Raw genomic sequence first — 25,454 nt, 5'->3', positions numbered from 1 at the left:
GAATGCCCTACTCGGGCGAGTTCCCGCTAGTCTCCCTTACCATGGTATGGCGAGCATGACAGCTGAAATGACAATGCTTGCGATCAACGCGGCGTAATCTTTTCCTACTGCCTTGTATTGGGTATATCTGGTCCGGGCTGCTCCTGGTGTGTAGCATCTGGCTTCCATTGCCAAAATCAAATCCTCTGCTCTGGAGAGCGCGACATTAAACAGTGGGATGATGATCGGAAACATGTCTTTTGTTCGCTGGATAATCCGCCACCATTCTCCTGTACCGAAATCTGCTCCACGGGATGCTTGGGCTTTCATCATTTTTTCCATCTCCATCGCAAAGGTAGGGACAAAGCGCACAGCAATCGTGATGATCAAGGCAAACGCATGAACCGGAAACTTTACTTTTTCCAAAGGCCCCAGCAGTCGCTCCATCCCGTGCGTGAGTTCCGTCGTAGAAGTGCTGAGCGTGAGGACACTCGATAAGAAGATCACTTCTACAAATCGCATGGCAGACACGATAACCAGGCGTACACTCTCACTCGTAATCGTGATGAAGCCGTATTTCAAATAAACGGTCCCTCCATTGACAACCTCCCCGTAAAAAAGCAACTGCATAATTCCCAAAATAATGATAAAGGGAATAGCGGGCTTGATCCCGGATATGCCGTAATGCAAGGGGATTTTCGAAATTTGAAACATCCAGATACAAATGGCTAAAGCAAACAGGTTACCCACGTATGTATCGCAGATGGCAATCGCTAAAATGAGGATGACAAAAGCACCAAGCTTGAAACGAGGATCGAGACGATGAACGACCGAAGCAGTGGGTAAATATTGACCGATGGTAATATTACGCGTCAATTCAAATTCTGCTGACATGTGGACCCCCTCCTTAGCGGTTCATCAGTTTCAAAATTTCCATCGCCGTCTCTTCGGGTAAAAAAGCGCTTGGATCGATGCTGTAGCCCTGCTCACGGAGTCTGTATAAGATATCAACTGATTCCGGTGTGCCGATGTGATGCTGCCGCAGCAATTCCTGATTGCCAAAAATTTGTCGTGGCGTCCCGTCGCAGACGGATTTGCCGTTTGCCATGACGTAGACACGATCAGCAAGCTTGGCGACCTCTTCCATATTGTGTGAGACGAAGATAACCGTTAGCTTTTCTTCACGATTGAGACGGCGGATGCGATCCAATAGCTCAAGACGAGAGCGTGGGTCCAGCCCTGCTGTTGGCTCGTCAAGAACAAGAACCTTGGGTTGCAAAGAAAGAACACCAGCTAATGCCACCTTGCGCTTCTGCCCGCCACTTAAGGCAAAAGTCGGACGGTCTTTCATCTCCTCAAACGAGAGGCCAACCAAGTCCATCGCCCATTGAACACGTCGCCTCACTTCCTCTAGAGGCAGCCCCATCCGAAATGGACCGTAGGCTACATCATCACCGACCAGTTTCTCGAACAGTTGATCCTCCGGGTTTTGAAAGACCAACCCTACTTGTCTGCGCAACGTACGAATATCGATCTTGGGTGAAGATACGTCCATACCATTGATGATGACCGTACCGGACTGCGGGCGAATCAGGCCGTTAAAATGCTGGATTAACGTCGACTTTCCCGATCCTGTATGACCGATAATCGCCAAGCATTCACCCTCTGCCACCTGGATACTTACCTGGTCGAGAGCCCGATGTTCGAGGGGCGTTCCCTGCATGTAGACATGAGAAAGATTTTCCACGTGTACGATCGTTTGCATCATGAACCACTCGCCTCCGCTTGTCTGACGTATAGACGATTAACCTCCGCGACAACTTCCTCATTATGAATGAGATCAGGTGAAAATTCGCTATATTCGGAGTGAACGAGATGAGCAATTCGGCTCGCGTCTGGAACATCCAGATGAAGCTCGCGAAGTCTTTCCTGGTGGGAAAACACTTCACGCGGAGTGCCCTCCAATACGATCTTGCCGCCCTCCATCACGATGACGCGATCTGCTTCTGCTACCTCTGACATGTGATGAGTAACGGTGACGATCGTCATTCCTTCGCGGTGCAGCTTGCGAACGACTGCTAGTATATCCTGTCTACCGTTGCTGTCCAGCATACTCGTCGCTTCGTCCATGACAAGGCATTGTGGCTTCATCGCCAATATCCCTGCAATGGCGATCCGTTGCTTTTGTCCGCCAGACAAATGATGAGGCGGTCGATGGCAAAACGCACTCATTCCTACTGCCTCCAGGGCAAAATCAACTCGTATTTTCATCTCTTCTGCTGATGTTCCAATGTTCTCCAATCCGAAGGCCACATCGTCCTCTACAATCGTCGCGACAATCTGATTATCAGGATGCTGAAAAACCATCCCGACACGACTCCTCACTTCATGAATTCGCTGTTTTTCACGCGTGTTGATTCCGTTAACGATGACATCGCCTTCCTTTGGAGTCAAAATTCCATTGAGATGCTTGGACAGCGTAGACTTACCGGACCCATTATGACCGATGATGGCGACATACTCTCCTGGAAACACTTCAAGGGAGACATTTTGCAGGACAGGAATTTGTTGATCTTGGTTAACCTGATAGGCAAACGAGACATTTTCTACACGAATAATCGGTTGTGGTGTCATGCTCTCTCCTCGCCTCTTCGTAAAAGTCTTATGTGTGGTGTCATCCATAAATAAGCAACTACCATGCCAAATGAATATGTTTTTAATTTTCTGTAAATTAAGCAATTTACTGAATCATTCTGTTGCAAACATGCATCGCTGATGTTGCAATTGCATCAATTTCTATAACCTTTCGTAGCGCTTCATTTTTCTCCACAGCGTGGACCGATCCATTCCCAAAATTTTCGCCGCCTCTCCCTTGTTTCCCTTCGTTTCCGCCAAAACCTTTCGGATGACTTCTGCTTCTCTCTCTTCTTGATCTCGGTAAGATTGTCGCTGATACAGCTTCTTGGCAAAAAAAGCCGTATCCTCCTTGCCGAGAGCGTCATTCTTACAAAGCAAGACCATTCTTTCCACCGCGTTGCGCAGCTCCCGTACGTTACCTGGCCAGTCGTATTGTTTGAGAACGTGGAAAACGGCTTCCTCGATTTGCAGATGCCTTTTATTTTCCCGTTCCCTGATTTCTCCAATGATCGATGCTACCAATTGTGGAATATCTTCAATACGCTCTCGCAAAGCAGGCAGCTCTAGCGTCAACACATTCAATCGGAAGTACAGGTCTGAGCGAAACTGCTTTTCCTCTACCAGTCGTTCCAAATCCCGATTCGTTGCTGCGATGATTCTCACATCGACAGGGACGATGCGCTCCCCGCTGATTCTGCGCACTTTTTTCTCCTGCAAAATACGCAAGAGCAACGCTTGGATCGGGATCGACATCTCTCCGATTTCATCGAGAAACAGAGTGCCTCCGTGGGCCAATTCAAACAGCCCGGGCTTTCCTCCTTTTCTCGCGCCAGTAAAAGCGCCTTCTTCGTATCCAAACAACTCGCTCTCCAGTAAATTGCCGGGGAGAGCCGCACAGTTAACCGGGATGAACGGCCCGGTTGCTCGCTGGCTACTCAAATGAATCCCTTGGGCAAACAATTCCTTGCCGGTTCCAGTCTCCCCCTGTATGAGAACCGTCGCATCTGTCCGTGCAAATGTTTCCGCCCATTCCTTCGCTTCCCGGATCGCAGGAGATTCCCCAACGATATCCTCCAGACGGAATTTGGCTTCCAGGCCACTCTCCATGCTCTGCTTGCGAATGCGCATCTCCATTTTTTGAATGTCAGTGATCTCTTTAAAGGTGGACACCGCTCCAACGATTTCACCATCTACGACGATCGGCAAACGGTTGATGATAATTTGTCGATTCAGAATCGTCGCGATGTCCCCTATCTCTTTTTTTCCCGTTGCCAAAATTCTCAGCATATCGGAATTAGGAATATAACGGGTAATTTTGTGTCCAACGATATTGCCTGGCAGACCGAGTATTTCCATCGCGTTTTTATTGATCCCGATAATAATGGAATCCCGATCGACCGCGATGATCCCGTCGTGGGAAGCGTCCAGAATCGCCTGAATGTGGATGTCATGGATCATTTGCCTGGCTCTCCTTCCTCGGCATGCTCAAGCATGACTGCTACTTCCGGTGCTGGTCTTCTTGCCCGACGCTTTTTTCGTTTCTTTTTCCGTAAAATGAAAATAGACAGGAGCATCAACGCGAGGATGGCGAGTTCGATTGGTTGTGCCAGCTTTGTAGATGTCCAGCCACTCATGCCCAGCAAGTGAAAGATGACGGCTATGTAAAGGAAGATCGATGCTAGATTTTGAGCTTTCACCTCGTTCACCTCTGTTTTTTCTGGTTAGCCAAAGAATGCCGCAATCACTTTTTCGTTTATCCCGCTTATGGAGTAGTAATGAACCGGCTTTCCTTGTTCTTTTGCATACGCAATTTCTTTGCTTGTACTACTTCCGATATAGCCCTCTACATCGATGACAAATATCTCGTCGGACAAATCGATTTTTCGTAAGTGAATATCTGTCAGGAGATCTGCTTGCTTCTGCGATATCTCAAAGCCCTCACTCTGCTCGAAAAAGGCTACACTCATCACGATGTTTCCTTGGAGCGTCAAATACGTGTTCGCCTGCTCAAATTCCTTTTTGAATTTTGTAGACCCGCATAATGTGATGACTTTCATTTGGAATCCCTCTTCACAAGGCGTTTTTTCATAATAATCTGACTTACACTCTACGAAAAACTCCCGTGAAGCCGTGATCATAGCTCCACAGGAGAGTCGATTCTTTTTGTCTTTTGATTAGATAGGAAGCAGTTCCACAGCTTCTTTGCTCTCCAAGTCCTTCACCATATCGAGCCATGCCTGCGGCTTCTGTGGAAGCACGGCGTAATAACGCTTCAAGAAAGTGACGATCAGATCCGCTTCGAGCGTCGTTTGCTCTTCGTTTGTCGGCATGAAACCCAGATCGAGTCCGGATACCGCTTCCCCGTCATTTTGCCAGGATGGATGCACATAGGTAAAGTTCGTGCGTTTGTAGCCCAAATGGGAGAGCACTTCACGGCGTACAAATGGGTCCATTGGCTTGATCCCACCAAAGCTGTGTTCTTCCACACGGTACGGGTCGTAGATTTCTGCAAACATCCCGTATAGCTCTTTGCCGTTTTCAGTAGCCAGAGCGAGCAGGTCCTTTTGACGTTCTCTGGCGAGGAATCGTCCTACACCGAGTCCTTCTCGACCAATAATCGTGAAGTCTGTCATGGCTACGTTCATGTCAGTGTAGTAACGGTATTCGGTAGCGCCCACAACTTCTCCTTCATGTACAGCGACAAATACGCGAATGCCCGGATCTTCCAGCGGTTCCTTCCACAGGTCGTACTCCAATACTTCCTCAGGCGGGAAAACCTCTTGCATCAAACGGTGCATTTTCGCGAAAAGCGGGTTGTCAATATGTTGAATACGTACGAATTCCATCAGTCAAATCTCCTCTCGATCGATTGTGTCGGATAAACACCCTACAGATGCTGCTGAAATGGATTTTTCCATTCCATGAGTGTCGCGTAGTTGCGGGACTCTTCGTCTTCCAAATAATCGGCCACGACCTGAACGGGCGTGCGACCGCAACGCATGAGAAATGTAACCACCGGGTCTCTTACTTCCCCTGTCAGAACACGCTCCAAATACTGCTCGGGTGTCCATTGGTCTGCATAACGTCCATATCCTGGCATCCGACCTCCGCCGAGCAACCTGCGTAGTCCTTTTTGTACTACCAGCTCATACATCGCTTGCATCATCTGTTGGCCTAATCCCAGCTTGCGAAAGCTCGGACGGATGCAAATGTCCACAATGTACAGCGTGTCCCCCTGCGGATCGTGATTGCGGATATAACCGCCATCGGTGACATCCTCCCACTTATGTTCGGGGTGGGCCGGATCAAACTTCACGAGCAGTCCGGTCATCGAACCTGCCAAAACACCATCCACTTCTACACAAATGGCACCTTCCGGGAACAGCGAAATATGGTTCGTCAACTGCTCCTGGTTCCACCATAGCTCAGATGGGAACGGCGGGGGAAAGCTCTCCGCCTGTATTTGAATCAATTCGAAAAAGTCTGTGCGATTGTAGTTGCGAATAACCGCTTTGCGTGGCTTATCCCCTTCAAATACATACAGCTCTTTTCTGTACATATCCATCCTCCTGCTGTCCAGATCACGCTGGAATGCTTACTTCCAGTCTGTATACAAATCGGTGCGGCGGTCACGCCAAGTTGTTACGGAGCCTTTTTCCCGCACGTCGTATAGCAGTTGGATATCCAAGTCAGCGGTTACCATCATGTCGTGGTTGATTTCCCCTTCAGCCAGAATGCCTCGCGGAGGGAACGGAACATCGTTTGGCGTCAAAATCGCCGCTTGTCCGAAGTTCGCACGCATGAAATCAACTGTCGGCAGCGAGCCTACAGTACCAGTCAGCACGACATACACCTGATTTTCAATCGTCCGGGCATGACTGGTATAACGTACGCGGTGGAATGCGTGTCGGTCATCTGTGCAGGATGGGCAGAAAATGACGTCTGCGCCACGTGCCTTGGCGATACGCACCCACTCAGGGAACTCGATGTCGTAGCAAATAATCATTGCGACCTTCCCTTTGTCGGTCTCAAAGATTTGCAGCGAGTCGCCCGCACCCATGTTCCAGCCTTTTACTTCCCATGGCGTGATATGGATTTTTTTCTGCTGGCCTACACGTCCATCTGGGTAAAACAGAAAAGCCGTATTGTAAAGCTTGCCGTTTTCCTCGATGATGTGCGTTCCGCCAATCAGATACATCTCATATTTGGCAGCGAGGGAACGAAACAGCTCGACATATCGGTCAGTGAATGACGGCAATGCGGTAATCGGCAGCGCATTTCCCTGCTCGTCTCCGATTGACATAAGTTGAGTCGTAAACAACTCCGGGAAAAGGAGAAATTCTGTATCGTACTCTTGCGCGTTTTTCACGTAGTGCTCAACTTGATTGGCGAAGTCTTCAAAGCTATGTATGGTATGCAGATGGTACTGCACAGCGGAAACACGCATTTTCATGCCATTCTTCCTTTCTCCATCGTGAAATGAACCTCTCAGACTAAAATATATCAAAAACAGTCTGTAAAGTCTCGCCATTGGCTGTATGAAAAAAGTCGCCTATCCACGTAGACGGGCGACTCTCGCTATTATTGGTTGGTGCTCATCCGCAAAACAGTTTTGTAGAGCAGCTCTGTTCCCAGTGCCACGTCTTCATAGGCTGCGTACTCTTGCGGATTATGACTGATACCGTCCTTGCAGCGTACAAAAATCATCCCGTAATCACAAACGTATGAGAGCGCCAAAGCATCATGGAAAGGACCGCTCATCAGTTCGCGCACAGAGGCACCGAGCTTACTGCTCTCCTCATGCATGATTGCCTTAATCCAGTCTGCACAATAACGCGGGTCACTATTTGTATCTTCGGTGATCGTAAATTGCAATCCACCTTCTACAGCGGCTAGCTCAATCGCCTCGCGCAATGCTTGTTCGCGCTCATCGCGACGCTGCAAATCGATATCCCGCAAATCAATCGAAAAACGCACCCGCTCCGGAATGATGTTACGCGAATCCGGGAAAACCTCTAAGTGACCGACTGTGCCGACTGTTGACGCTTGTGGATCGAACTTTGCCAGCTCGTTCACTGCCAAGATTACTTTAGCTGCACCGACTAGTGCATCCTTTCGCATAGGCATCGGTACGGAACCAGCGTGCCCAGCAAAGCCAGTTAGCTCGACTGTCCACCACAAAGGCCCTGATATCGCCGACACGATTCCAATCGCTTCTTTTGCATCGTCGAGAATCGGCCCCTGTTCAATATGTAGCTCCAGATAAGCACCGATGCTCTCTTTTGGATATATCGACGCTTCCAAGCGATCAGGGTCGCAGCCAAAATCAATCAGTGCCTGCCTGCGTGTGATGCCGTTTTTATCTGTCCTCTCCAAATCCGATGGGTCCAGCATTCCGAGAATGCCTTTGGAACCAAACAGTCCTTTTTGAAACCGGCATCCTTCTTCGTCACAAAACGCAACGACTTCAATAGGCTGTGCGGGCATGATCCCTTGTTCATTCAGCGTCTGGACGACCTCCAGCCCCCCTAATACCCCGATCACCCCATCGTACTGACCGCCGTACGGCTGTGAATCGATATGAGAGCCAATCATCAATAATGGGGCATGCTCATCCTTCCCTACCATACGACCAATCAAATTGCCAAAGTCATCGATCCGCGTCTGAAGACCCGCTTCTTCCATCCAGCTACGCACCAGCTCTATGCCTGCCCGGTCTTCCGGAGACAAAGCAAGTCGACATACACCCGTTTCCCCTATTTTCCCGATTTGCGCCAATTGCTCGATTCGTTTTTGCAACCGTTCCTCATTGATCGCAAGCTTTCTCGCTTTTACGTTCATGCTTGTAGAACCTCCTCATCTTGGCGTTGATAGACGAACTCCCCATCTATCATCGTTTTGTCTACGCGCAGCTCTTTGATGCGATCTGTAGAGGTTGCCAAAATATCGCCGTCCAGCACCACGAGATCAGCCAGCCTATCCAATCCGATGTCGGTGATTCTCACGAGGATGTGCCTCTTCTAAAATGGTATTCAACTCGTCCTGTTCATAGTAGAGAATTCCATAATCATCTGATCGGCTGGGGGTTGTCCGATCACTATATCGCGAAGATCCTAAGCATCTCCCGCCATGTCAAAACCGGCATGGAACTTTGGCAAAAAAACCATCGTTTACTATCTACAATCAGAAGTAATATTAATTTAAAACTGGCTACTTTAAGAGGGGAATTATGCCGCACTTCCAACCAAGAGTAAAGAAAAAAGGAGCTAGTGTTAGGCTCCTTTTCATGACATTAATTATTTGACATCAGGCACAAAGCAAACTCCGATTGGCAAGTAAGCAGTTCCACTACCAACCACTTCATCTTCTAAAGGCCATGGCCTTCTTTCCATCACATCAAATTCATATGTTTGATACCAGGGATACGCTGTAATAATTCCCGATTTCCCTGGCGGAACAGTTATTGGTTGTTCATCTGAAACGTTGTAACCCTTGGTAACGCTAAATCCAACACCAGCACTAACAGCCTCAGCGCTAACAGTAACATTTGCACTATATGAAGCACTTACGGTTTGAGAAATGATCATTTTACCGCCAGGAGGTGCATAGCTAGAACTTCTAATTTTTTTTGTCCCGCAGGCTTCCGATTCCCGTTTCACTTTTACATATTGAGCAGCCAAAATTGACACATCAGGTCCTGTTTGATCAATTAATTTAGGTGTTGATTTAACCATCGGTACAACCAAGGTGACTTCGCTTGTCGGCATAACTTTCATACCATGTACTTCACCAAATTCTTTTGCATCTTTTATCTTAATTACTTTTTTGGTAATGCCATTAAATTTTTGGTAACTAACTTCACCTAGTTTTTCTAAATCCTCACAATAATTAACCTTATTATTATCTACTGATTTCGCAGAAACCCCTATAATATACCATAAGTGTTTTTGTAAGGGAGTGAATATTCCAAAAAAATACAGGAGTGTGATTAATTCATGGAAAAAATGATAGTTAAAGTCGTGCTCTACAGCTTTATTGTCAGTTTTTGTGCCCAAATTTTATTCACAAGTCGATACCAAAGTGTACCTACTCCAGGTACTGATCTATTCGAAATTGTTTATCTTCCTGTTGACGAGTACATACTATCAATTCTTCAAAATTCTATTGTTGCTTCATTTGTTACCATGTTAGTGTTTATCCTCTGCTACTATCTGTATAAGATAATCAAAGAAAAAAAGAAATCTCAGTAATAAGTAAACTCACCATGCAGAATAGTATGCGATCTCTTTTCTTAGCGTCAAAAGCTACCGCATCCAGCTCATCCGGGAGTAGACCGGATTGAATGCGGAAAATGGGCACGATCAAATGCTGCTTCGCATTGCCATGACTGCACATGTCATTGGGTATCGTCTCTAATCTTGGTATAATGAAAGGGAGAGCCTGGTAGGAGGAATAAAAGATGAACGAGTGGTTGAATAAACCCGTGAAAACTATACAAAGACCGAAAAAACGAGGCACAGTAGAATACATCGATGACCAGTATATCGTCGTGTTCTTTACTTCTCCGCGAAAAGAGCGTGTTATTTTTTCCAGCAAGGAAGCGTTCCTCAGCAAAGTAGAGTTCGTGGAGGACACCGCTTCTTCCCCATCATGAGAAAAAAGCCCTTGGACTTCAGCACGATTTGTGCGAAGCCAAGGGCTTTTTCTATGTGGATCAAGCTTACGCGTAATGCTCTTCATGCAGGCGCTTGATTTCATCGCTCTCGAGGTACTCATCATATGTGATCATCTTATCAATGACACCCTTCGGCGTGAACTCAATGATCCGGTTCGCAATCGTTTGTACGAACTGGTGGTCATGAGATACGAACAGAAGCGTACCGTCGAATTCGATCATGCCGTTGTTCAAGGCAGTAATGGATTCTAGATCCAAGTGGTTCGTCGGTTCGTCCATGATCAATACGTTGGCGCTTGCCAGCATCATCTTAGACAGCATGCAACGAACTTTTTCTCCCCCGGACAATACGTTCGCCTTTTTCAGTGCTTCATCTCCAGAGAACAGCATGCGACCGAGGAATCCACGAATGAATGTCTCGTCTTGATCTTTGGAGTACTGACGCAGCCAGTCAACCAGGCTCAAGTCAGAATTGAAGTACTCAGCGTTATCTTTCGGGAAGTACGCTTGGGAAGTCGTAACGCCCCATTCGAAAGAACCGCTGTCTGCTTGAACTTCGCCCATCAAAATTTGGAAGAAAGTCGTTTTCGCCAGCTCATTCGGTCCGACAAAAGCAACTTTATCCCCTTTATTAATGGTGAGGTGAAGGTTTTCAAACAGTTTTTCGCCTTCAACCGTCTTGCTCAAGCCTTCGATTGCTACGAGGTTTTTACCCGCTTCACGCTCTGGTTTGAAGTTGATGAAAGGATACTTACGGCTGGAAGGACGAATGTCATCCAACGTAATTTTCTCCAACAGCTTTTTACGCGAAGTCGCCTGCTTCGACTTGGAAGCATTGGCAGAGAAACGCGCAATAAACTCTTGCAGTTCCTTCATTTTTTCTTCTTTCTTCTTATTCTGATCACGAACCATTTTTAGTGCCAATTGGCTGGATTCGTACCAGAAGTCGTAGTTACCCACGTACATTTGAATCTTACCGAAGTCGATATCCGCGATATGCGTACACACCTTGTTCAGGAAGTGACGGTCATGGGATACAACGATAACTGTGTTTTCATAGTCTGCCAGGAAGTTTTCCAACCAACGAATCGACTCGATGTCCAAGTGGTTCGTAGGCTCATCCAGCAGCAGGATGTGTGGATTACCAAACAGCGCTTGTGCCAACAGAACACGTACCTTCTCCGTACCAGAGAGGTCCTTCATCAGCTTGTCGTGCAAGTCAGTCGGGATACCCAGACCGATCAGCAAGCTAGCCGCATCTGCTTCTGCCATCCAGCCGTTCAGTTCTTCGAATTCGCCTTCTAGTTGAGATGCACGGTTGCCATCTTCCTCGGAGAAGTCTTCTTTCATGTAGAGAGCTGTTTTCTCTTCCATGATCTCAAACAGGCGCTTATGACCCACAATGACCGTTTTCAGCACTTCGAATTCGTCGAACTCAAAGTGGTTCTGCTTTAATACAGCGATACGCTCGCCCGGTGTCACCGAAACGTGACCGCTCGTCGGATCGATCTCTCCAGAGAGGATCTTCACGAAGGTAGACTTCCCTGCACCGTTCGCACCGATGAGGCCGTAACAGTTACCTGGGGTAAACTTAATGGATACATCTTCAAACAGTGCGCGCTTACCGTAGCGCAGCGTCACGTTCTGAGTGCTTATCATCGTCGCAATACCTGCCTTTTTTGAATCGTTCAAACACTTATCTTACCAGAGATGACCCTATTTTGCAAAAGGTAAACGATTTCGAGCACAGCAAAAAATAGCTAATTCATGAAAATGAGTTTGACGGGGAAAACTACCATGGCAATCCAGTGGGAAGGAGGCAAAGAAATGTCCAAGCAAAACGGTGTCAAAAATGAGATGGGAAAGAAAGAAAACCCTTCGCAAACCCGTAGATCGAACACAATTAGCAAAGAACAGACACGCTCCAAGCAACGTGGCGAGTAGAGAGTGCCTCCATCAAAAACCGGCCTGCGGCAAATGCAGACCGGTTTATTTGCAATCAATTGGATCAAACACTGGCCTGCAACGGAACAAGGGAAGGGCGATGTGTCTGTAGAGGCTGTGAATCCACATAGATCGATACATTGTGCAACGTCACATACACAATGCTCTCCTCTTCTACGTTCAACTCCATAAAACGCTGCCTGCTCATTTCTGCCTCAAACACCTCATCCGTGTCCAAACGTTTCAGGTCCAGGCGAACAATCGGACCTAAGAGGGAAATATGATTGATTACGGCCTGAACAGATCTGGCAGACTTCCCCTCAGACGGGCGCAACGAAATCTCTACGTCATGTGGCCGCATGTATCCGACAGCGGGAGCCTCCACCGCTTTATCCTTCCAATCTGTCTCGAACTCTGCCTCGCCGAGCTTGATTTTGCCATTTTGGATACGTCCGTGAAACAGATTGACCCGCCCCAAAAAGCTGTATACGAATGGATTCGCCGGATGATGATAAATTTCTTCGGGCGATCCTACCTGCTCTACTCGCCCTTCATTCATCACAACTACCTGATCCGCCAATTCCATGGCTTCCTCCTGATCGTGCGTGACGAACAGAATCGTCAGCCCGAGCTTTCCATGCAGATGACGGAGCCAGCGACGCAGTTCCTGTCTCACTTTCGTATCCAAAGCGCCAAACGGTTCATCCAGCAGCAAAAATTTTGGTTCCACTGCCAATGCCCTTGCCAATGCAACACGTTGGCGTTGCCCACCGGATAGCTGTGAGGGATAGCGATGTGCGAGCCCTTCTAGCTGAACGAGCTTTAGCAGCGAATGAACCTTTTCACTGATTTCTTCCTTGCTCGGTCGTGTTTTCCGGGAGCGTACGGACAACCCAAACGCAATGTTGTCAAAAATGTTCATATGCCGAAACAAGGCATAATGCTGAAAAACAAACCCCACCTGCCGCTCGCGCACGTCGCGGTTCGTATTATCCTCTCCGTGAAAGAGGATGCTCCCCTCCTGTGGTTGCTCTAGTCCAGCGATGAGACGCAAAAGCGTCGTCTTTCCCGATCCGGAAGGCCCGAGAAGCGCTACGAGTTCGCCTTCCGGGATATGCAGATTCACGTTTTTCAGCGCCGTAAAGCTTTTGTATGATTTCGTTATGTTCACTACCTCGATACTCATCCGGCTCTCTCTCCTGTCACGTCGTAGTGTTGTTCCTCATCCAGCTTTACCTGCCGCTCGGTTTTCCACTCGATCAAGCTTTTCAGAATAAGCGTCACCAAGGCTAAGGCAGCAAGCAAGGTGGCTACGGCAAAGGCAGCAGCGAATTGATATTCGTTGTAGAGAATCTCCACATGCAACGGGAGCGTATTGGTCATGCCGCGGATATGACCGGAAACGACGGATACAGCACCGAATTCACCCATGGCACGGGCGTTACACAAAATGACCCCGTACAGGAGCCCCCATTTTACGTTTGGCAGTGTGACTCGTAAAAATGTTTTCCAGCCGCTTGCTCCGAGCGAGACTGCTGCTTCCTCCTCGTCTCTTCCCTGTGCTTCCATGACCGGAATCAGTTCACGGGCGACGAACGGAAAGGTAACAAAAGTCGTCGCCAGTACGATACCTGGTACCTCAAAAATGATTTTGAAATCCCATGCCGCAAGCAAGGGCGCTGCCACACCTTGACTCCCAAACAAGAGGACAAAGATAAGGCCCGCAATTACTGGAGACACGGCAAATGGCAAGTCTATCAAAGTAAGCAGCACATTTTTACCCCGGAACGAAAACTTGGCGATTGCCCACGCGGCCGCGATCCCGAATGTCACATTCAGCGGTACGCTAATAGCAGCGACAAGCAAGGTGAGCTTGACAGCGGATAACGTCTCCTCCTCTGTAATGGACGCCATGAACACCTCTGCCCCTTGCCGAAACGCTTCTGTAAATACAGCAACAAGCGGCAGGATCAAAAACAAGCCAAGGAAGAGCAAGGCCACGATAATCAGTGTCCATCGGATATAGGCCGGCTCCGTCAAATGCTTCATACGTGATACCTCCTAACGGGCCGCATCGAATTTATTAATTTTCCATTGCAAGTAGTTGATGATCAAAAGCATGATAAAGGAAATTACCAGCATGACGGTTGCGATTGCCGTAGCGCCTGCATAGTCAAACTGTTCCAGCTTGGTCATAATCAAGAGCGGCACGATCTCTGTTTTCAGCGGCATGTTCCCGGAGATAAATACAACAGAGCCATACTCTCCCAGTGCTCTGGCAAAGGCGAGCGCAAAACCCGTAATGATCGCCGGTAACAGATGCGGCAAAACCACACGCCAAAATGTATTCCATCGGGTAGCGCCCAACGTAGCCGCTGCTTCTTCCATTTGCAAATCCCAATCCTGCAACACAGGCTGGACGGTTCTGACGACAAAAGGAAGACCGATAAACGTTAGTGCGACCCATATGCCTATGGGCGTGTACGCTACCTTGATCCCCCACTCCGCCAAGTACTGCCCGATCCAGCCGTTTTCAGCGTAGATAGAAGTCAGGGCAATCCCGCCTACAGCGGTAGGTAAAGCAAATGGCAGATCTACAATGCCGTCTAAAATCCGCTTCCCCACAAACTGATAGCGAACCAACACCCATGCCACCAAGACTCCGAACACCGCATTCAGACAAGCCGCAAAGAAAGAAGTCATAATACTCACACGAATGGAGGCAAGGACCCTCGTATCCATGATCGTCCCTATGAATTGCTCCCAGCTCATCGTCGAAGCTTTTAAAAACAAGACAGACAGAGGGATTAGCACCAGAAGACTCAGGTAGATGATTGTATAGCCCATGGTCATGCCAAAGCCTGGCAAAAAGCCTCTGTTGCTCAGTGATTTTCTCATGAAGGTAACTCCTCTGAGGAAAGTGTAGGTCTATGGTTTATAAAGTTGATCAAAGACGCCTTGATCGGCAAAATGAGTCTTTTGTGCTTTCGCCCAACCACCAAACAACTCATCGATGGTAAACAATTTGATTTCGGGGAATGCGGGTTTATGTGCTTGGAGCACTTCCTGCGAACGAGGGCGGTAGTAATGCTTGGCTGCGAGCTCTTGGCCTTTTTTGGTATACAGGAACTGGAGGTATGCTTCTGCTACTTCTTTTGTCTTGTGCTTGTCAGCGTATTTGTCAACGATGGTGACAGGCGGTTCAGCCAAAATGCTCAAGGATGGATTCACGATCTCAAACTTGTCTTTCCCTAGTTCATTGACAGCGAGATACGCTTCGTTTTCCCATGCTATCAGCACATCCCCAATGCCACGTTCGACAAATGTAGTGGTCGAACCACGCGCCCCAGAATCGAGGACAGGTACATTCTTAAACAATTTTGCCACGAATTCTTGTGCCTTCGCTTCATCCCCACCATTCGTCTTCAGGGCATACCCCCAGGCAGCCAAGTAATTCCATCTGGCTCCCCCAGACGTTTTCGGGTTCGGTGTGATCACGGATATACCAGGCTTGATCAAATCATCCCAATCTTTGATTTGCTTCGGATTGCCTTTGCGTACGAGAAACACAATCGTGGAGGTGTAAGGCGAGCTGTTGTCCGAGAGCATCTTTTGCCAATCGGCAGGGATCAGACCGCGTTCGGCAAGCGCGTCAATATCATAGGCGAGGGCAAGGGTGACTACATCTGCTTCCAAACCATCCATGACGGAGCGGGATTGCTTGCCGGAACCACCATGTGATTGCTTGATCGTCACTGTTTGACCTGTCTTTTGTTGCCACTCTGAGGCAAACTCCTTGTTGATATCTTGATAAAACTCTCGCGTCGGATCGTAGGAAACATTGAGCAGCTCTACCGTTGAGTTGCTGCCCGCTGCTCCCTTACCTGTTTCTGCTGGTGCAGAAGCCGAGCAGCCTGCCATAGCAGCTGCCAAAGCAAAAATTCCTACGCGTTGCAGGATCGTGTGGACCTTGCCTTTCGTGGTTTTCATACAGCTCACCTTCACTCCTTACTTAATCTATAGTATTTTACTCGGAATACTCTGTTATTGAAGATTATACCTGCCTTTTTATTCCTGTCAACGATATTTCCATCTACCCTATGCTAGGCAGGTAGGCCACGTTCAAATGTGACTTGCCCATCCGGCAAATTTGGGCACGCCCGTTCTGACTTTTTCTTAAAAAATAAGCCTTCCCGTTGAATGGGAAAGCTTTTTCGATCAGACTGTGACACTAGCATATTTCATCCGGTCAAAAGCAAAAAGTTCGGCGTCCGAATGACTTCCTTTTGTAATCAGATCACTGATGATTTGCGCGCCAATGGTCGAATAGACGGTGCCATTCCCTCCGTAGCCTAGTGTGAACAAGCAATGCGGATAGCCCTCCTGCTCCCCAATTAGTGGAAGTCCGTCATGCGTTTCGACAAAAGTCGATCCCCAATAATACTCGGCTCGCATTGGTATCTGTGGAAATAACTCTTGGATCTTTGCGAGCAATTGATCCCGCTTCTTCAGACTGGAAGCATCCCTTTTTTGCAAGTCGTTCAACGGCTCATCAAGTCCTCCAACAATGATTCTCCCTTCTGGACAAGTACGGATATACAAGTATGGACGGGCTGTTTCCCATATTAAGCATGCTTTCGGCCAGCTTGGAAACGCATCGACTTGATTGGTCACGATGGAAAACGAGCTGGAAATCACAGCATTGGCATTGCGTTTCATGGATTGTGCTTCGTAGCCAGTGGCAAACACGGCACGCCTGCACTTGATTGTGTGCCCCCTTTTGGTATAGACCAAAAGCCCTCCATCCTGCACTTTTTGATGGACAACTTCCGTGTTTTCGTATACACGCATCCCTTTTTTCACAGAGTGGGCGACTACACCGTTGGCAAATTTGTACGGATTAAGCTCCGCGTCTCCCTTGGAATAAATAGCCCCTGCCTTCGAAAAGGAGAATCGCTTTTCTATATCTGGTCGCTCAAAATACGTAACTGGAAAGCCGTGCTTCTTCAATAACTGGTACTCTGTCCGCAAGCTCACCGCATCGACTGGTTCGCTGGCATAATACAAGCTGTCACGCCTTATGTAATCTGGAGATCGGTCTAGCCGCCCAGAGATTTGTTCCAATTCATCAACAGCCTGCCGTGTCAGCTCGTAAAAACGAACTCCTTTTCGTTCGCCGAAAGAATGGATGCAGGCTGTCAACGTTTTATCGTTGCATATTTGCAGTAAACCAGTGTTAGCACTGCTGCTGCCCCCACTGACCCGCTGTTTATCCACGAGGATGACATCCACATCATGCTGCTTCAAATAATAGGAAACGAGTGCTCCTGCCTCTCCGCCACCAATGATCAGGACATCACACTTCACGTCCTCGGTCAGAGAGTGATATCGGGGTGGCGCTGGCAATGTTTCTGGCCAATACAGTTTTCCGGTCACGAAAATCATCAGCATGTCCCCTCAGGCTGAAATTATCAATACGGGCGTTCACTTCAATTCTCAACCATAGGATAACCAACACGCCAGCAGGCATCCTCTTCTATCGCGCAATTCATTGGTTATACGTTATGATGGGTGTCAGAAGGAGTGATTGGGCTTGACTACGGTATACGTAAAGCTTCCGCATGAACATGCAGTTGTTCGTGAAATCGCTGAGACGGTTGAATTACAGGAACTGGTGGGTGGTGATTACGAGGTGGTGGAAGATGACCATCTGGAGGGAATCTCCCTCGTGGTGAATGAAGATGCGCGCGGGGTACAAGCGAACAATTTCCCCATCACATCAGATGGTTTTTTAGACTGGGTCTATGGACCTTGCGTATTCGTCAAAGCAGATGGACGTTCGCTGACCGATGACGACCTTACGAGAATTGACCAGTTTTTATCCTCCAAAGGATAAGGGGATGACCAAAACAATGACCCCTGACGTATGATCAGGGGTCTTGTCTTTTCACTACAAATGCACTAGCCCTTAATACCGCTGCTGCCGAAGCCGCCCGCACCTCTTTCAGTCTCATCCAGCTCATCGACTACTTCAAATTGCGCGACTGGAACGATTGCAATCACGCCCTGTGCAATCCGATCCCCTTTTTTGATCAAGTAGCTATGTGCATCGACTTCTTGATCAACGGTTACTTCGTTTTCGCCAGCGCCCAGACATACTTTGCCATTTTTTCCAGAAGCGATCCGAATGTTATCGATCAGTACGCATACTTCACCGCGATAGCCTGCATCAACAGTCCCTGGTGCATTGGACAAGCGCAGCTTTGTTTTTGCACTGATCCCGGAACGAGGGCGCACTTGCAATTCAAATCCTTCTGGAAGCGCGAACGCCAAGCCAGTTGGAACTTTTGCGGATTGTCCAGGAGCAATCAATGTATCCTCTACTGCGACCAGATCAAAACCCGCGTCCATTGCTCTCGCATACGCTGGGATCACGGCGTCTTGGTGGAGCTTTTTAATTTTCACCTGTGTAACCAGGCGCTCATTTGTCATGTTCATGTAATGTCTCTCCTCTATAGCCTGTCAACTGAATACCATTCATAGTGTACAAGATGCGTCCACTTCCAGCAAGAAGCACCGTTTTTCATAAAAACCTCACAAACCCCTTCCTTTTTCAGCGATTTTAACAATGGAATGTGATATAATCACCGTTGCATCTAAAAATCACAATTGAAAAAGAAAGGTGGAATTGTACCTTGCAAGTACAAAAACCATATCGCATTTTGTTGTATTACAAGTATACTCCTATTGAAAATTATGAGGAGTACGCAGCCGAGCACTTGCAATTTTGCAAGGATAACGGGCTGAAAGGGCGGATTGTCGTAGCTCCGGAAGGGATTAATGGAACCGTATCCGGTACGATTGAACAAACCGACGCCTACATGGAATATGTGCGAAAAGATCCACGTTTTAGTGATATGTGGTTTAAAATAGATGAGTCGGAAGAACATGCGTTCAAAAAAATGTTTGTGCGCCCGAAAAAAGAGCTTGTAACCTGGCGTTTGGAGGAGGATGTTGATCCGAATAAACTAGTCGGCACCTATCTGAATCCAAAAGAATGGTACGAAATGATGCAGGAAGAAGACGTAGTGATCCTTGACGGTCGCAACTACTACGAATACGATTTGGGACATTTCCGTGGTGCGATTCGCCCTGAAGTAGATTCATCCCGTGAGTTCCCTGAGTGGATTCGTGAAAACATGAGCCAATTCAAAGATAAAAAAGTCCTCACCTATTGCACTGGCGGTATTCGTTGCGAAAAGCTGACAGGTGTATTCCTGCAACAAGGTTTTGAAAATGTTTACCATCTTGAGGGTGGGATTGTCACGTATGGAAAAGATCTGGAAGTCCAAGGACGTCTGTGGGATGGAAAGTGCTACGTGTTTGACGAGCGCATCTCCGTACCGATCAACCATACAGAAGAAGACGTCGTCATTGGTCGTTGCCATTACTGCGGTACCGTTGAAGACCGTTATCTCAACTGCGCGAACCCATTCTGCAACAAACAGCACTTCTGCTGCCCAGAATGTGAGACAAAATACAAGCGTTCTTGCTCCGACGAATGCCGCGAGCACCCTCGCAACCGTTATGTAGAAGCGGAAGAAAAAGCGAAGCTGGAAGCTGCTGGATCAAACGCTTAATCATACACGTACGAACAAGCTGATTCTTTCGCAGAGTCAGCTTGTTTTTTTATAGGAAAAAGGCTAACACTCCCCCTCTCTTTCCCTTTCCCTGAATTTGGTACTATAATAAAAATCAAATCATTCAAAAAAGGGGATACATTATGTCGTTGATTCATGAAACGAGCATTCTCGACTGGCAAGCTGCAATGACAGCTGGAACCACGACTTCCCGGGAACTGACCCTCGCCTTTTTACAGCGAATTGCCACCTACAACAAACAAGGCATCCGAATTAATGCCATTTGTGAGCTAAACCCAGATGCACTGGCGATTGCAGAGTCACTGGATCGGGAACGAGCCGTGTCAGGCAGTCGCGGACCGCTTCACGGAATCCCTGTACTGATCAAGGACAACATTGCAACTTCTGACAAGATGCATACAACGGCAGGAGCTCTTGCTCTATCTGATGCGTTTGCCTCTGCGGATGCACTTGTTGTGACCAAGCTCCGAGAAGCAGGTGCCGTCCTTTTAGGGAAAACAAACCTTACGGAATGGGCTAATTTTGTCTCCAATGACATGCCAGATGGCTACAGCTCGCGCGGTGGACAAGTGTTGAACCCATATAGCCCTGGTGTACTCGATGTAGGCGGGTCTAGCTCGGGTTCTGCTGCTGCGATTGCCGCAGGATTTGCCGTTGTGGCAGTCGGTACGGAGACTTCCGGGTCGATTCTCCACCCAGCGGAGCACAATTCACTCGTGGGAATCAAACCTACTGTTGGTTTAATCAGCCGTTCGGGTATCATCCCGATTTCGCATAGCCAAGACACAGCTGGACCCATGGCGAGAACCGTGGCGGATGCAGCTATTTTGCTTGGCTCCCTAACTGGTGTAGATGTAAATGATCCGGTAACTGGAAAAAGCGAGGGTCTTACACATACTGATTACCTCCCCTTCCTCCATGCAGATGGATTGCAGGGTGCGTGCATCGGCGTTGTACGCTCCAGATTTTTGGCTGAGTGTGATGACGAAGAAATTGCCTTGTATGAAGCGGCTATTGAAAAACTCAAAGAGGCTGGCGCAACTGTCATAGATGCGGTCACCATTCCCACAGAAAATGCTGAGTGGGACAGACATGTTCTCGTGCATGAATTCAAGGTTGGGGTAAACGCATACTTAAAAACCTTACCAGCCTCCTACCCGATCCGCTCCCTACAGGATGTCATTGCTTTTAATCGGGCACATGAGGAACAAGCCCTACTTTATGGGCAAGAGCTGCTGGAAGAATCCGAGCAAACAAGTGGTACGCTGACAGAGCCGGAGTATCTGGCTAATCGCCTGTTCGATTTGGAAATGTCACAGAAACTAGGCCTTGATGCTGTCATGAAGGAGCACGAACTCGATGCCCTCTTGTACCCTGGCAGTACTGGTTATGCTATTCCAGCCAAGGCTGGTTACCCTTCGATTACGGTTCCGGCTGGCTATACTTCTGCGGGCAAGCCATTTGGCATCATGCTGACTGGCTTGGCATTCCAGGAACCTACTCTCCTTCGCCTAGCCTACGCTTATGAGCAAGCAACTCGACTGCGAGTAGCTCCGAATATGACGACAGTGTAGGGGAAGTACTCGCCTATCCAGCAAAAAACGCATGAGACCTATTCAGGCCCATGCGTTTTTCCCTTTCTACATCGTCTTGCTCTCTTGCTCCGCTTTACCGAGTCGGTCCTGGAACAGCTTGCTCAATTGACCGATATTTACTTCCCATTCCTCATCCTTGTAATAAACAGTCGCTTTGGATTCGCCTTTTTTGCCTACGATACGAATATTTGTAGTCTTCACTTCATAGGTGCCATCTTCCTTGAAGGAAATATCGGCATCCTTTAGCTCTTTGTCCAAGACTGGTGTAATCGTCTTATCGACGACTTCCTGTGTAGCTACGGCTGCTTGACGTCCCATCTGGATCACTTCTTCAGGACTGAATTGGAAAAACAACACGAGCACAACACCAATAATAGCTGCGAGCGAAATAATTCGAATGATACTTCGCACCACCCATTGGGCAGCCATGATAATGATTATGATACCTAGCGCAATCGGCCAGTAATCTTTGATCAATTGAAGTATTTGGTCCACGCTTATCCCTCCTTCGATTTCAGTCTCGCCAAAAATTGCCGAAACCAAATCTTCTAACAGAAAAAAACCGTCACAACAATGCGGACGGAATCACAAAAATAGGTTGTCTCTCACTATATTCTCGTTAAAAAGGCAAACTCCTGCTCTCATTTTCAATCGTTTTAAACGAATCTTGACATCAACTTCATCTTTTATACATAATAGGAATCCGAAAAAAATAGAAACGGGTGGTATGGGATGAAACAAAATCTATATGATCAACCGGATTTTTACCAGGACTATCAAAAACTCCGTCTGTCCGGTGAATCGGAGAATGATATGATCGAACAGCCCGCCTTTCGCGGTTGTCTCCCCTCCCTAAAAGGATTGCGTGTACTCGACCTCGGATGTGGTGGCGGACAGTTTGCGAGGTACTGTGTGGAACAAGGAGCACGTGAAGTGATCGGTGTTGACCTCTCTCACAACATGCTGGAGTATGCCCGGGCGAATAACAGTCATGAGAACATTCAGTATCTACATGGTTCCCTGGAGGACGTGGAGCTTGCCGATCATGACTACGATCTCATTACGAGCTCTCTTGTCATGGACTATGTTCGTGACTATGACCACGTGATCAACAAAGTAAGCCGCGCCTTACGCAGCGGAGGACATTTCGCTTACTCTACACTCCATCCGCATATTACCGCTCGCAAACAGGTCGAGGGCTGGGTACGCGACGAAGAAGGTAATAAGCATTTCTGGCCGTTGGACAACTATCTGGAAGATGGAGAACGAGAAATGCACATCATGAACGGCAGAAAGGCTCTTTTTTACCACCGCTCCATGTCCACTGCCGTCAATACGTTAATTCAGGCGGGGCTCACCCTGCAAGAGATCATCGAGCCGACTTGCACGCCAGAAGGACTCCTCTTGCAGCCACATCAGATTTCAGAAGTAAGAAGACCAACGTTTATTATTTTCAAGACACAAAAGACTTTGAAATGAATGAACAAAAGCCCGGGGGAATATTCCGGGCTTTACGTATTTTATGCTAACTGTTCCTTTTCATAATAAGCTTCTAAAAATTGATTCATCTCTATGTTTATGAGTCGCAGGTGTTCATCATCAGGAAAATGTCCCATATCGAAAGCTTTGAGTGTGGTTTCGCTTGGGAGTAGTTCCCTCACTGCTTCCCGCAAGCAGCTTTCAGGGAAAAAAATATCCTTTTTTCCGGATATAACAAGGGTAGGCGCATGATATCGCATCAATTCCTTCTTCTCGCTCAATTTTGGCATTTCCTGTTCGAGTTTAACGTGCCTAAAAATGTCAGCGATGATCTGTCGGTCTTCTTTTTTCATTTTACGATCAGACATGATCCCCGTTATGGACTCTACATGCTTTTCGTCAGCAGTGGCTTTGAACAGAAATAAAGGGAGCAATATTTCCTTGATCATCTTTACCTTCGAACCAAGCCGTATTCCCGCCGGCGATACCAATATCGAACAATCAATCTTTTGAGGCATAAAGGAAGCAAGTCTTAAAATGATACCTGCACCAAAGGACGGGCCGACAAATGCGCATCGATTCAAATGGAAATAGTCCATTAATTCTTCGATCCAGCGAGCGAAACTATGATCCTTCCCTGACATCCTCGTTTCATCGCTGAATCCAGGATGTCCAAGTGTATCTGGTGCATATACGCGATACTTTTCTACCAACGATGAGAACCAGGATAGTGTCATTGGATTGATACAATTCCCGCCTTGCAAAATGAATATGGGCTTCCCCTCTGTTGGACCCGCCACGAGTACATGCGTATTTCCGAAGCTTGTCTTCACATATTTTCGCTCGACTTCGAAGTTCAGTATTTGGAGATACGATTCATAGTGCTGTTCGATTTTTCGTTTTCCTTCTTCACTTTTATAAATGCTTCCCTTTCTCATCATACACCATCCATCCACCCAAGGCTGTAAGAAACATGAACAATGCAAGAGAGCTTCACGAGAAAAAAGTTTACATAATTTTAATTATGTAACTTAAATATTTTTCGCATAGTACTCTTCCTGGATCTTCTCCGGCACCATACTCCCACCCGTCGCCCATACGATGTGAGTCGCCTTTTTCATTTTCTCCTCCGTCAGACCTTGCTTCTCCATATACATTCGCCCTACCTCCTGCTGAAACAATCTAACAGGTCCTGGCATGCCAGCCAATGCGGACGGCTCCAATCGAATGGATTCATGATCGCGCAAGGCGCGCAACATAGCGTATAGCTCCTCGTCGTCCACTGTAAACACGCCACTCAATAGGTCCTCCATCATTTTTCCTACAAATCGGGAAGGTCGACCAACTGCCAGACCATCCGCCTCTGTCTTGTTGTCTATCCCGAAATCTTGAACGGAAACTTTGTCATGCAGACCTGTCATTAACCCTAGCAGCATGCAGGGAGAATGAGTTGGTTCCGCAAAAAAGCAATGAACATGATCACCATAAACGAGCTTTAACCCGTACGCCACACCACCTGGACCACCGCCAACTCCACACGGAAGGTAGACGAACAGCGGGTGATCACGATCCACTTTTATTTGTTGTTCCTCTAGCTGTCTTTTCAATCGTTCGGCTGCTACTGCATAGCCGAGGAATAATCGCTTGGAGTTCTCATCATCAATGAAATAGCAGTTCGGATCGGCTTCTGCCTGCTTCCTACCCTCTTCCACCGCTTTTCCGTAATCCGATGCGTACTCCACAATCTGGACCCCTTTTGCCCGCAGCAATTCCTTTTTCCAGGCCTTGGCGTCCGCTGACATATGTACGGTGACTTGAAAACCGAGCTTCGCGCTGATAATCCCGATGCTCAAACCGAGATTTCCTGTCGAGCCCACTGCAATGGAATAACGGGAAAACAGTTCCCTGAACTCTTCGGAAGCCAAAATAGAATAATCCTTGTCTGGTTGCAGCATCTTATGCTTTTGGGCCAATTCTTCTGCATGTGCCAGCACCTCGTAGATACCGCCCCGTGCTTTGACCGAGCCTGCAATAGGCAAATGGCTATCGCATTTTAACCAGAGATCCCCCTGTATACTCGAAGCAAAGCGAGACTCCAGGTACTTGTGCATCTCTTTTATCGGAACGAGTGGGGACTCGATCAAACCATCAGCTTCTCTCGTCTCGGGAAAAGCCACTTGAATGAACGAGCCAAAGCGCCGCAAGCGTTCTTCTGCATCCTGAACTTCCTCTGGAGTAACGGAGAGAGTTGCTTTTACGATCTCGTCATAGCCTGGGTTCGTCCAGAACACCTCATCCGTCTCCAGCATGTTATGGAGGATCGGATATTTCGTTTTCCATTCCTCTATGGTTAGCCCTTCGACCTTTTCATTGTTTATCATCTTGAACGAGCCCCCTATTCTTCCTTCCATTCTTCTTTGTTATTATAACGAAATATTACGAAACTTCTCTCGAAAACCAAATAAAAATAACTGAGGAATCCCC

The 25,454-nt window shown here is 47.7% G+C and carries 27 protein-coding genes; 5 read left to right on the top strand and 22 right to left on the bottom strand.

Annotated features, from left to right (window positions below; translation table 11 throughout):
- Positions 1-36 precede the first annotated feature (36 nt).
- From ACFYU8_RS02080 to ACFYU8_RS02025, 12 genes are all read right to left on the bottom strand, one after another.
- Positions 37-873 (bottom strand): energy-coupling factor transporter transmembrane component T family protein, encoded by an 837-nt coding sequence (locus tag ACFYU8_RS02080; RefSeq protein WP_390296289.1) that lies wholly within the window; start codon positions 871-873, stop codon positions 37-39.
- Between the two features lie 13 nt (positions 874-886).
- The gene (locus ACFYU8_RS02075) at positions 887-1,747 is read right to left on the bottom strand and encodes an energy-coupling factor transporter ATPase (protein WP_390296291.1); all 861 of its coding nucleotides are present in this window, start codon (positions 1,745-1,747) and stop codon (positions 887-889) included.
- Positions 1,744-2,613: an energy-coupling factor transporter ATPase gene (locus tag ACFYU8_RS02070; RefSeq protein ID WP_390296293.1), complete on the bottom strand. Its 870-nt coding sequence runs from the start codon at positions 2,611-2,613 to the stop codon at positions 1,744-1,746. The genes ACFYU8_RS02075 and ACFYU8_RS02070 overlap by 4 nt, the downstream gene beginning before the upstream one ends.
- Positions 2,614-2,775: 162 nt before the next feature.
- Positions 2,776-4,074 (bottom strand): sigma-54 interaction domain-containing protein, encoded by a 1,299-nt coding sequence (locus ACFYU8_RS02065; RefSeq protein ID WP_390296295.1) that lies wholly within the window; start codon positions 4,072-4,074, stop codon positions 2,776-2,778.
- On the bottom strand, positions 4,071-4,313 hold the full coding sequence (locus tag ACFYU8_RS02060; RefSeq protein WP_390296297.1) for a hypothetical protein: 243 nt from the start codon (positions 4,311-4,313) through the stop codon (positions 4,071-4,073). Before ACFYU8_RS02060 ends, ACFYU8_RS02065 begins: the two co-directional genes overlap by 4 nt.
- A 24-nt stretch (positions 4,314-4,337) precedes the next feature.
- Positions 4,338-4,673 carry a DUF4406 domain-containing protein gene (locus ACFYU8_RS02055; protein ID WP_390296299.1) on the bottom strand — a complete coding sequence of 112 codons (336 nt, stop codon included), beginning with the start codon at positions 4,671-4,673 and terminating at the stop codon, positions 4,338-4,340.
- Between the two features lie 117 nt (positions 4,674-4,790).
- A complete protein-coding gene (locus ACFYU8_RS02050; protein ID WP_390296301.1) occupies positions 4,791-5,462 on the bottom strand; it encodes a GNAT family N-acetyltransferase in 672 nt (223 codons plus the stop codon).
- A gap of 41 nt (positions 5,463-5,503) precedes the next feature.
- Positions 5,504-6,175 carry a GNAT family N-acetyltransferase gene (locus ACFYU8_RS02045; protein WP_390296303.1) on the bottom strand — a complete coding sequence of 224 codons (672 nt, stop codon included), beginning with the start codon at positions 6,173-6,175 and terminating at the stop codon, positions 5,504-5,506.
- 36 nt (positions 6,176-6,211) lie between these two features.
- Positions 6,212-7,069, bottom strand: coding sequence for a carbon-nitrogen hydrolase family protein (locus tag ACFYU8_RS02040; protein WP_017248204.1), 858 nt, complete (start codon positions 7,067-7,069; stop codon positions 6,212-6,214).
- Positions 7,070-7,197: 128 nt separating this feature from the next.
- Positions 7,198-8,457 carry a M20 family metallo-hydrolase gene (locus tag ACFYU8_RS02035; RefSeq protein WP_390296305.1) on the bottom strand — a complete coding sequence of 420 codons (1,260 nt, stop codon included), beginning with the start codon at positions 8,455-8,457 and terminating at the stop codon, positions 7,198-7,200.
- The gene (locus tag ACFYU8_RS02030; RefSeq protein ID WP_390296307.1) at positions 8,454-8,621 is read right to left on the bottom strand and encodes a hypothetical protein; all 168 of its coding nucleotides are present in this window, start codon (positions 8,619-8,621) and stop codon (positions 8,454-8,456) included. Before ACFYU8_RS02030 ends, ACFYU8_RS02035 begins: the two co-directional genes overlap by 4 nt.
- Before the next feature lie 291 nt (positions 8,622-8,912).
- The gene (locus ACFYU8_RS02025) at positions 8,913-9,671 is read right to left on the bottom strand and encodes a hypothetical protein (protein WP_390296309.1); all 759 of its coding nucleotides are present in this window, start codon (positions 9,669-9,671) and stop codon (positions 8,913-8,915) included.
- Between the two features lie 404 nt (positions 9,672-10,075).
- Between ACFYU8_RS02025 and ACFYU8_RS02020 the strand changes: the two genes are divergently transcribed.
- Complete coding sequence (locus ACFYU8_RS02020; protein WP_144615974.1) at positions 10,076-10,270, top strand: hypothetical protein; 195 nt, start codon at positions 10,076-10,078, stop codon at positions 10,268-10,270.
- Between the two features lie 66 nt (positions 10,271-10,336).
- Here ACFYU8_RS02020 and ACFYU8_RS02015 read toward each other — a convergent pair whose 3' ends face one another.
- The 6 genes from ACFYU8_RS02015 to ACFYU8_RS01990 all read right to left on the bottom strand — a co-directional run bounded on the left by ACFYU8_RS02015 (position 10,337) and on the right by ACFYU8_RS01990 (position 17,680).
- Positions 10,337-11,950, bottom strand: coding sequence for an ABC-F family ATP-binding cassette domain-containing protein (locus tag ACFYU8_RS02015; RefSeq protein ID WP_106837769.1), 1,614 nt, complete (start codon positions 11,948-11,950; stop codon positions 10,337-10,339).
- A gap of 349 nt (positions 11,951-12,299) precedes the next feature.
- Positions 12,300-13,421 (bottom strand): sulfate/molybdate ABC transporter ATP-binding protein, encoded by a 1,122-nt coding sequence (locus ACFYU8_RS02010; RefSeq protein WP_390296311.1) that lies wholly within the window; start codon positions 13,419-13,421, stop codon positions 12,300-12,302.
- Positions 13,418-14,284 (bottom strand): sulfate ABC transporter permease subunit CysW, encoded by an 867-nt coding sequence (gene cysW, locus ACFYU8_RS02005; RefSeq protein ID WP_390296313.1) that lies wholly within the window; start codon positions 14,282-14,284, stop codon positions 13,418-13,420. The genes ACFYU8_RS02010 and cysW overlap by 4 nt, the downstream gene beginning before the upstream one ends.
- Positions 14,285-14,296: 12 nt before the next feature.
- Entirely contained in the window at positions 14,297-15,133 is an 837-nt protein-coding gene (gene cysT, locus ACFYU8_RS02000; RefSeq protein WP_390296315.1) for a sulfate ABC transporter permease subunit CysT, read from the bottom strand.
- A 30-nt stretch (positions 15,134-15,163) separates the two neighbouring features.
- Entirely contained in the window at positions 15,164-16,225 is a 1,062-nt protein-coding gene (locus ACFYU8_RS01995) for a sulfate ABC transporter substrate-binding protein (RefSeq protein ID WP_390296317.1), read from the bottom strand.
- 228 nt (positions 16,226-16,453) lie between these two features.
- Positions 16,454-17,680, bottom strand: a complete 1,227-nt coding sequence (locus ACFYU8_RS01990; RefSeq protein WP_390296319.1) for an NAD(P)/FAD-dependent oxidoreductase — start codon at positions 17,678-17,680, stop codon at positions 16,454-16,456.
- A gap of 148 nt (positions 17,681-17,828) precedes the next feature.
- Here ACFYU8_RS01990 and ACFYU8_RS01985 point away from each other — a divergent pair, with 148 nt between their 5' ends.
- Complete coding sequence (locus tag ACFYU8_RS01985; RefSeq protein WP_390296321.1) at positions 17,829-18,131, top strand: DUF3846 domain-containing protein; 303 nt, start codon at positions 17,829-17,831, stop codon at positions 18,129-18,131.
- 65 nt (positions 18,132-18,196) lie between these two features.
- Here the strand turns inward: ACFYU8_RS01985 and dut are convergent, their stop codons facing one another.
- Positions 18,197-18,733, bottom strand: a complete 537-nt coding sequence (dut, locus tag ACFYU8_RS01980) for a dUTP diphosphatase (protein ID WP_390296323.1) — start codon at positions 18,731-18,733, stop codon at positions 18,197-18,199.
- A 197-nt stretch (positions 18,734-18,930) separates the two neighbouring features.
- On the opposite strand from dut, the gene trhO reads away from it, so the two are divergent.
- A complete protein-coding gene (trhO, locus tag ACFYU8_RS01975; protein WP_390296325.1) occupies positions 18,931-19,875 on the top strand; it encodes an oxygen-dependent tRNA uridine(34) hydroxylase TrhO in 945 nt (314 codons plus the stop codon).
- A gap of 143 nt (positions 19,876-20,018) precedes the next feature.
- On the top strand, positions 20,019-21,470 hold the full coding sequence (locus ACFYU8_RS01970) for an amidase family protein (RefSeq protein WP_390296327.1): 1,452 nt from the start codon (positions 20,019-20,021) through the stop codon (positions 21,468-21,470).
- A 66-nt stretch (positions 21,471-21,536) separates the two neighbouring features.
- Here ACFYU8_RS01970 and ACFYU8_RS01965 read toward each other — a convergent pair whose 3' ends face one another.
- Entirely contained in the window at positions 21,537-21,986 is a 450-nt protein-coding gene (locus tag ACFYU8_RS01965; protein ID WP_048032705.1) for a hypothetical protein, read from the bottom strand.
- 237 nt (positions 21,987-22,223) lie between these two features.
- Here ACFYU8_RS01965 and ACFYU8_RS01960 point away from each other — a divergent pair, with 237 nt between their 5' ends.
- On the top strand, positions 22,224-22,970 hold the full coding sequence (locus ACFYU8_RS01960) for a class I SAM-dependent methyltransferase (protein WP_390296329.1): 747 nt from the start codon (positions 22,224-22,226) through the stop codon (positions 22,968-22,970).
- 41 nt (positions 22,971-23,011) lie between these two features.
- Here the strand turns inward: ACFYU8_RS01960 and ACFYU8_RS01955 are convergent, their stop codons facing one another.
- Positions 23,012-23,911, bottom strand: a complete 900-nt coding sequence (locus tag ACFYU8_RS01955; RefSeq protein WP_390296331.1) for an alpha/beta fold hydrolase — start codon at positions 23,909-23,911, stop codon at positions 23,012-23,014.
- Positions 23,912-24,001: 90 nt separating this feature from the next.
- Entirely contained in the window at positions 24,002-25,351 is a 1,350-nt protein-coding gene (locus ACFYU8_RS01950) for a D-serine ammonia-lyase (RefSeq protein ID WP_390296333.1), read from the bottom strand.
- Positions 25,352-25,454 lie beyond the last annotated feature (103 nt).

Origin of the sequence: Brevibacillus sp. NPDC003359 (genome assembly GCF_042878995.1) — a bacterium.
Classification (GTDB): Bacteria; Bacillota; Bacilli; order Brevibacillales; family Brevibacillaceae; genus Brevibacillus.
This window is presented reverse-complemented; position numbering and strand designations above follow the sequence as displayed.

Bases quoted from the DNA above. Each gene is read 5' to 3' on its own strand.
- ACFYU8_RS02045 (WP_390296303.1), bottom strand. From the start codon at position 6,175: ATGTACAGAAAAGAGCTGTATGTATTTGAAGGGGATAAGCCACGCAAA.
- ACFYU8_RS02015 (WP_106837769.1), bottom strand. From the start codon at position 11,950: ATGATAAGCACTCAGAACGTGACGCTGCGCTACGGTAAGCGCGCACTG.
- ACFYU8_RS02075 (WP_390296291.1), bottom strand. From the start codon at position 1,747: ATGATGCAAACGATCGTACACGTGGAAAATCTTTCTCATGTCTACATG.
- ACFYU8_RS01995 (WP_390296317.1), bottom strand. From the start codon at position 16,225: ATGAAAACCACGAAAGGCAAGGTCCACACGATCCTGCAACGCGTAGGA.
- ACFYU8_RS02080 (WP_390296289.1), bottom strand. From the start codon at position 873: ATGTCAGCAGAATTTGAATTGACGCGTAATATTACCATCGGTCAATAT.
- ACFYU8_RS02020 (WP_144615974.1), top strand. From the start codon at position 10,076: ATGAACGAGTGGTTGAATAAACCCGTGAAAACTATACAAAGACCGAAA.
- ACFYU8_RS02040 (WP_017248204.1), bottom strand. From the start codon at position 7,069: ATGAAAATGCGTGTTTCCGCTGTGCAGTACCATCTGCATACCATACAT.
- ACFYU8_RS01960 (WP_390296329.1), top strand. From the start codon at position 22,224: ATGAAACAAAATCTATATGATCAACCGGATTTTTACCAGGACTATCAA.
- ACFYU8_RS01955 (WP_390296331.1), bottom strand. From the start codon at position 23,911: ATGATGAGAAAGGGAAGCATTTATAAAAGTGAAGAAGGAAAACGAAAA.
- ACFYU8_RS02055 (WP_390296299.1), bottom strand. From the start codon at position 4,673: ATGAAAGTCATCACATTATGCGGGTCTACAAAATTCAAAAAGGAATTT.
- ACFYU8_RS01970 (WP_390296327.1), top strand. From the start codon at position 20,019: ATGTCGTTGATTCATGAAACGAGCATTCTCGACTGGCAAGCTGCAATG.
- ACFYU8_RS02070 (WP_390296293.1), bottom strand. From the start codon at position 2,613: ATGACACCACAACCGATTATTCGTGTAGAAAATGTCTCGTTTGCCTAT.
- ACFYU8_RS01990 (WP_390296319.1), bottom strand. From the start codon at position 17,680: ATGATTTTCGTGACCGGAAAACTGTATTGGCCAGAAACATTGCCAGCG.
- cysW (WP_390296313.1), bottom strand. From the start codon at position 14,284: ATGAAGCATTTGACGGAGCCGGCCTATATCCGATGGACACTGATTATC.
- cysT (WP_390296315.1), bottom strand. From the start codon at position 15,133: ATGAGAAAATCACTGAGCAACAGAGGCTTTTTGCCAGGCTTTGGCATG.
- ACFYU8_RS02050 (WP_390296301.1), bottom strand. From the start codon at position 5,462: ATGGAATTCGTACGTATTCAACATATTGACAACCCGCTTTTCGCGAAA.
- ACFYU8_RS02035 (WP_390296305.1), bottom strand. From the start codon at position 8,457: ATGAACGTAAAAGCGAGAAAGCTTGCGATCAATGAGGAACGGTTGCAA.
- ACFYU8_RS02065 (WP_390296295.1), bottom strand. From the start codon at position 4,074: ATGATCCATGACATCCACATTCAGGCGATTCTGGACGCTTCCCACGAC.
- ACFYU8_RS01950 (WP_390296333.1), bottom strand. From the start codon at position 25,351: ATGATAAACAATGAAAAGGTCGAAGGGCTAACCATAGAGGAATGGAAA.
- ACFYU8_RS02010 (WP_390296311.1), bottom strand. From the start codon at position 13,421: ATGAGTATCGAGGTAGTGAACATAACGAAATCATACAAAAGCTTTACG.
- dut (WP_390296323.1), bottom strand. From the start codon at position 18,733: ATGAACATGACAAATGAGCGCCTGGTTACACAGGTGAAAATTAAAAAG.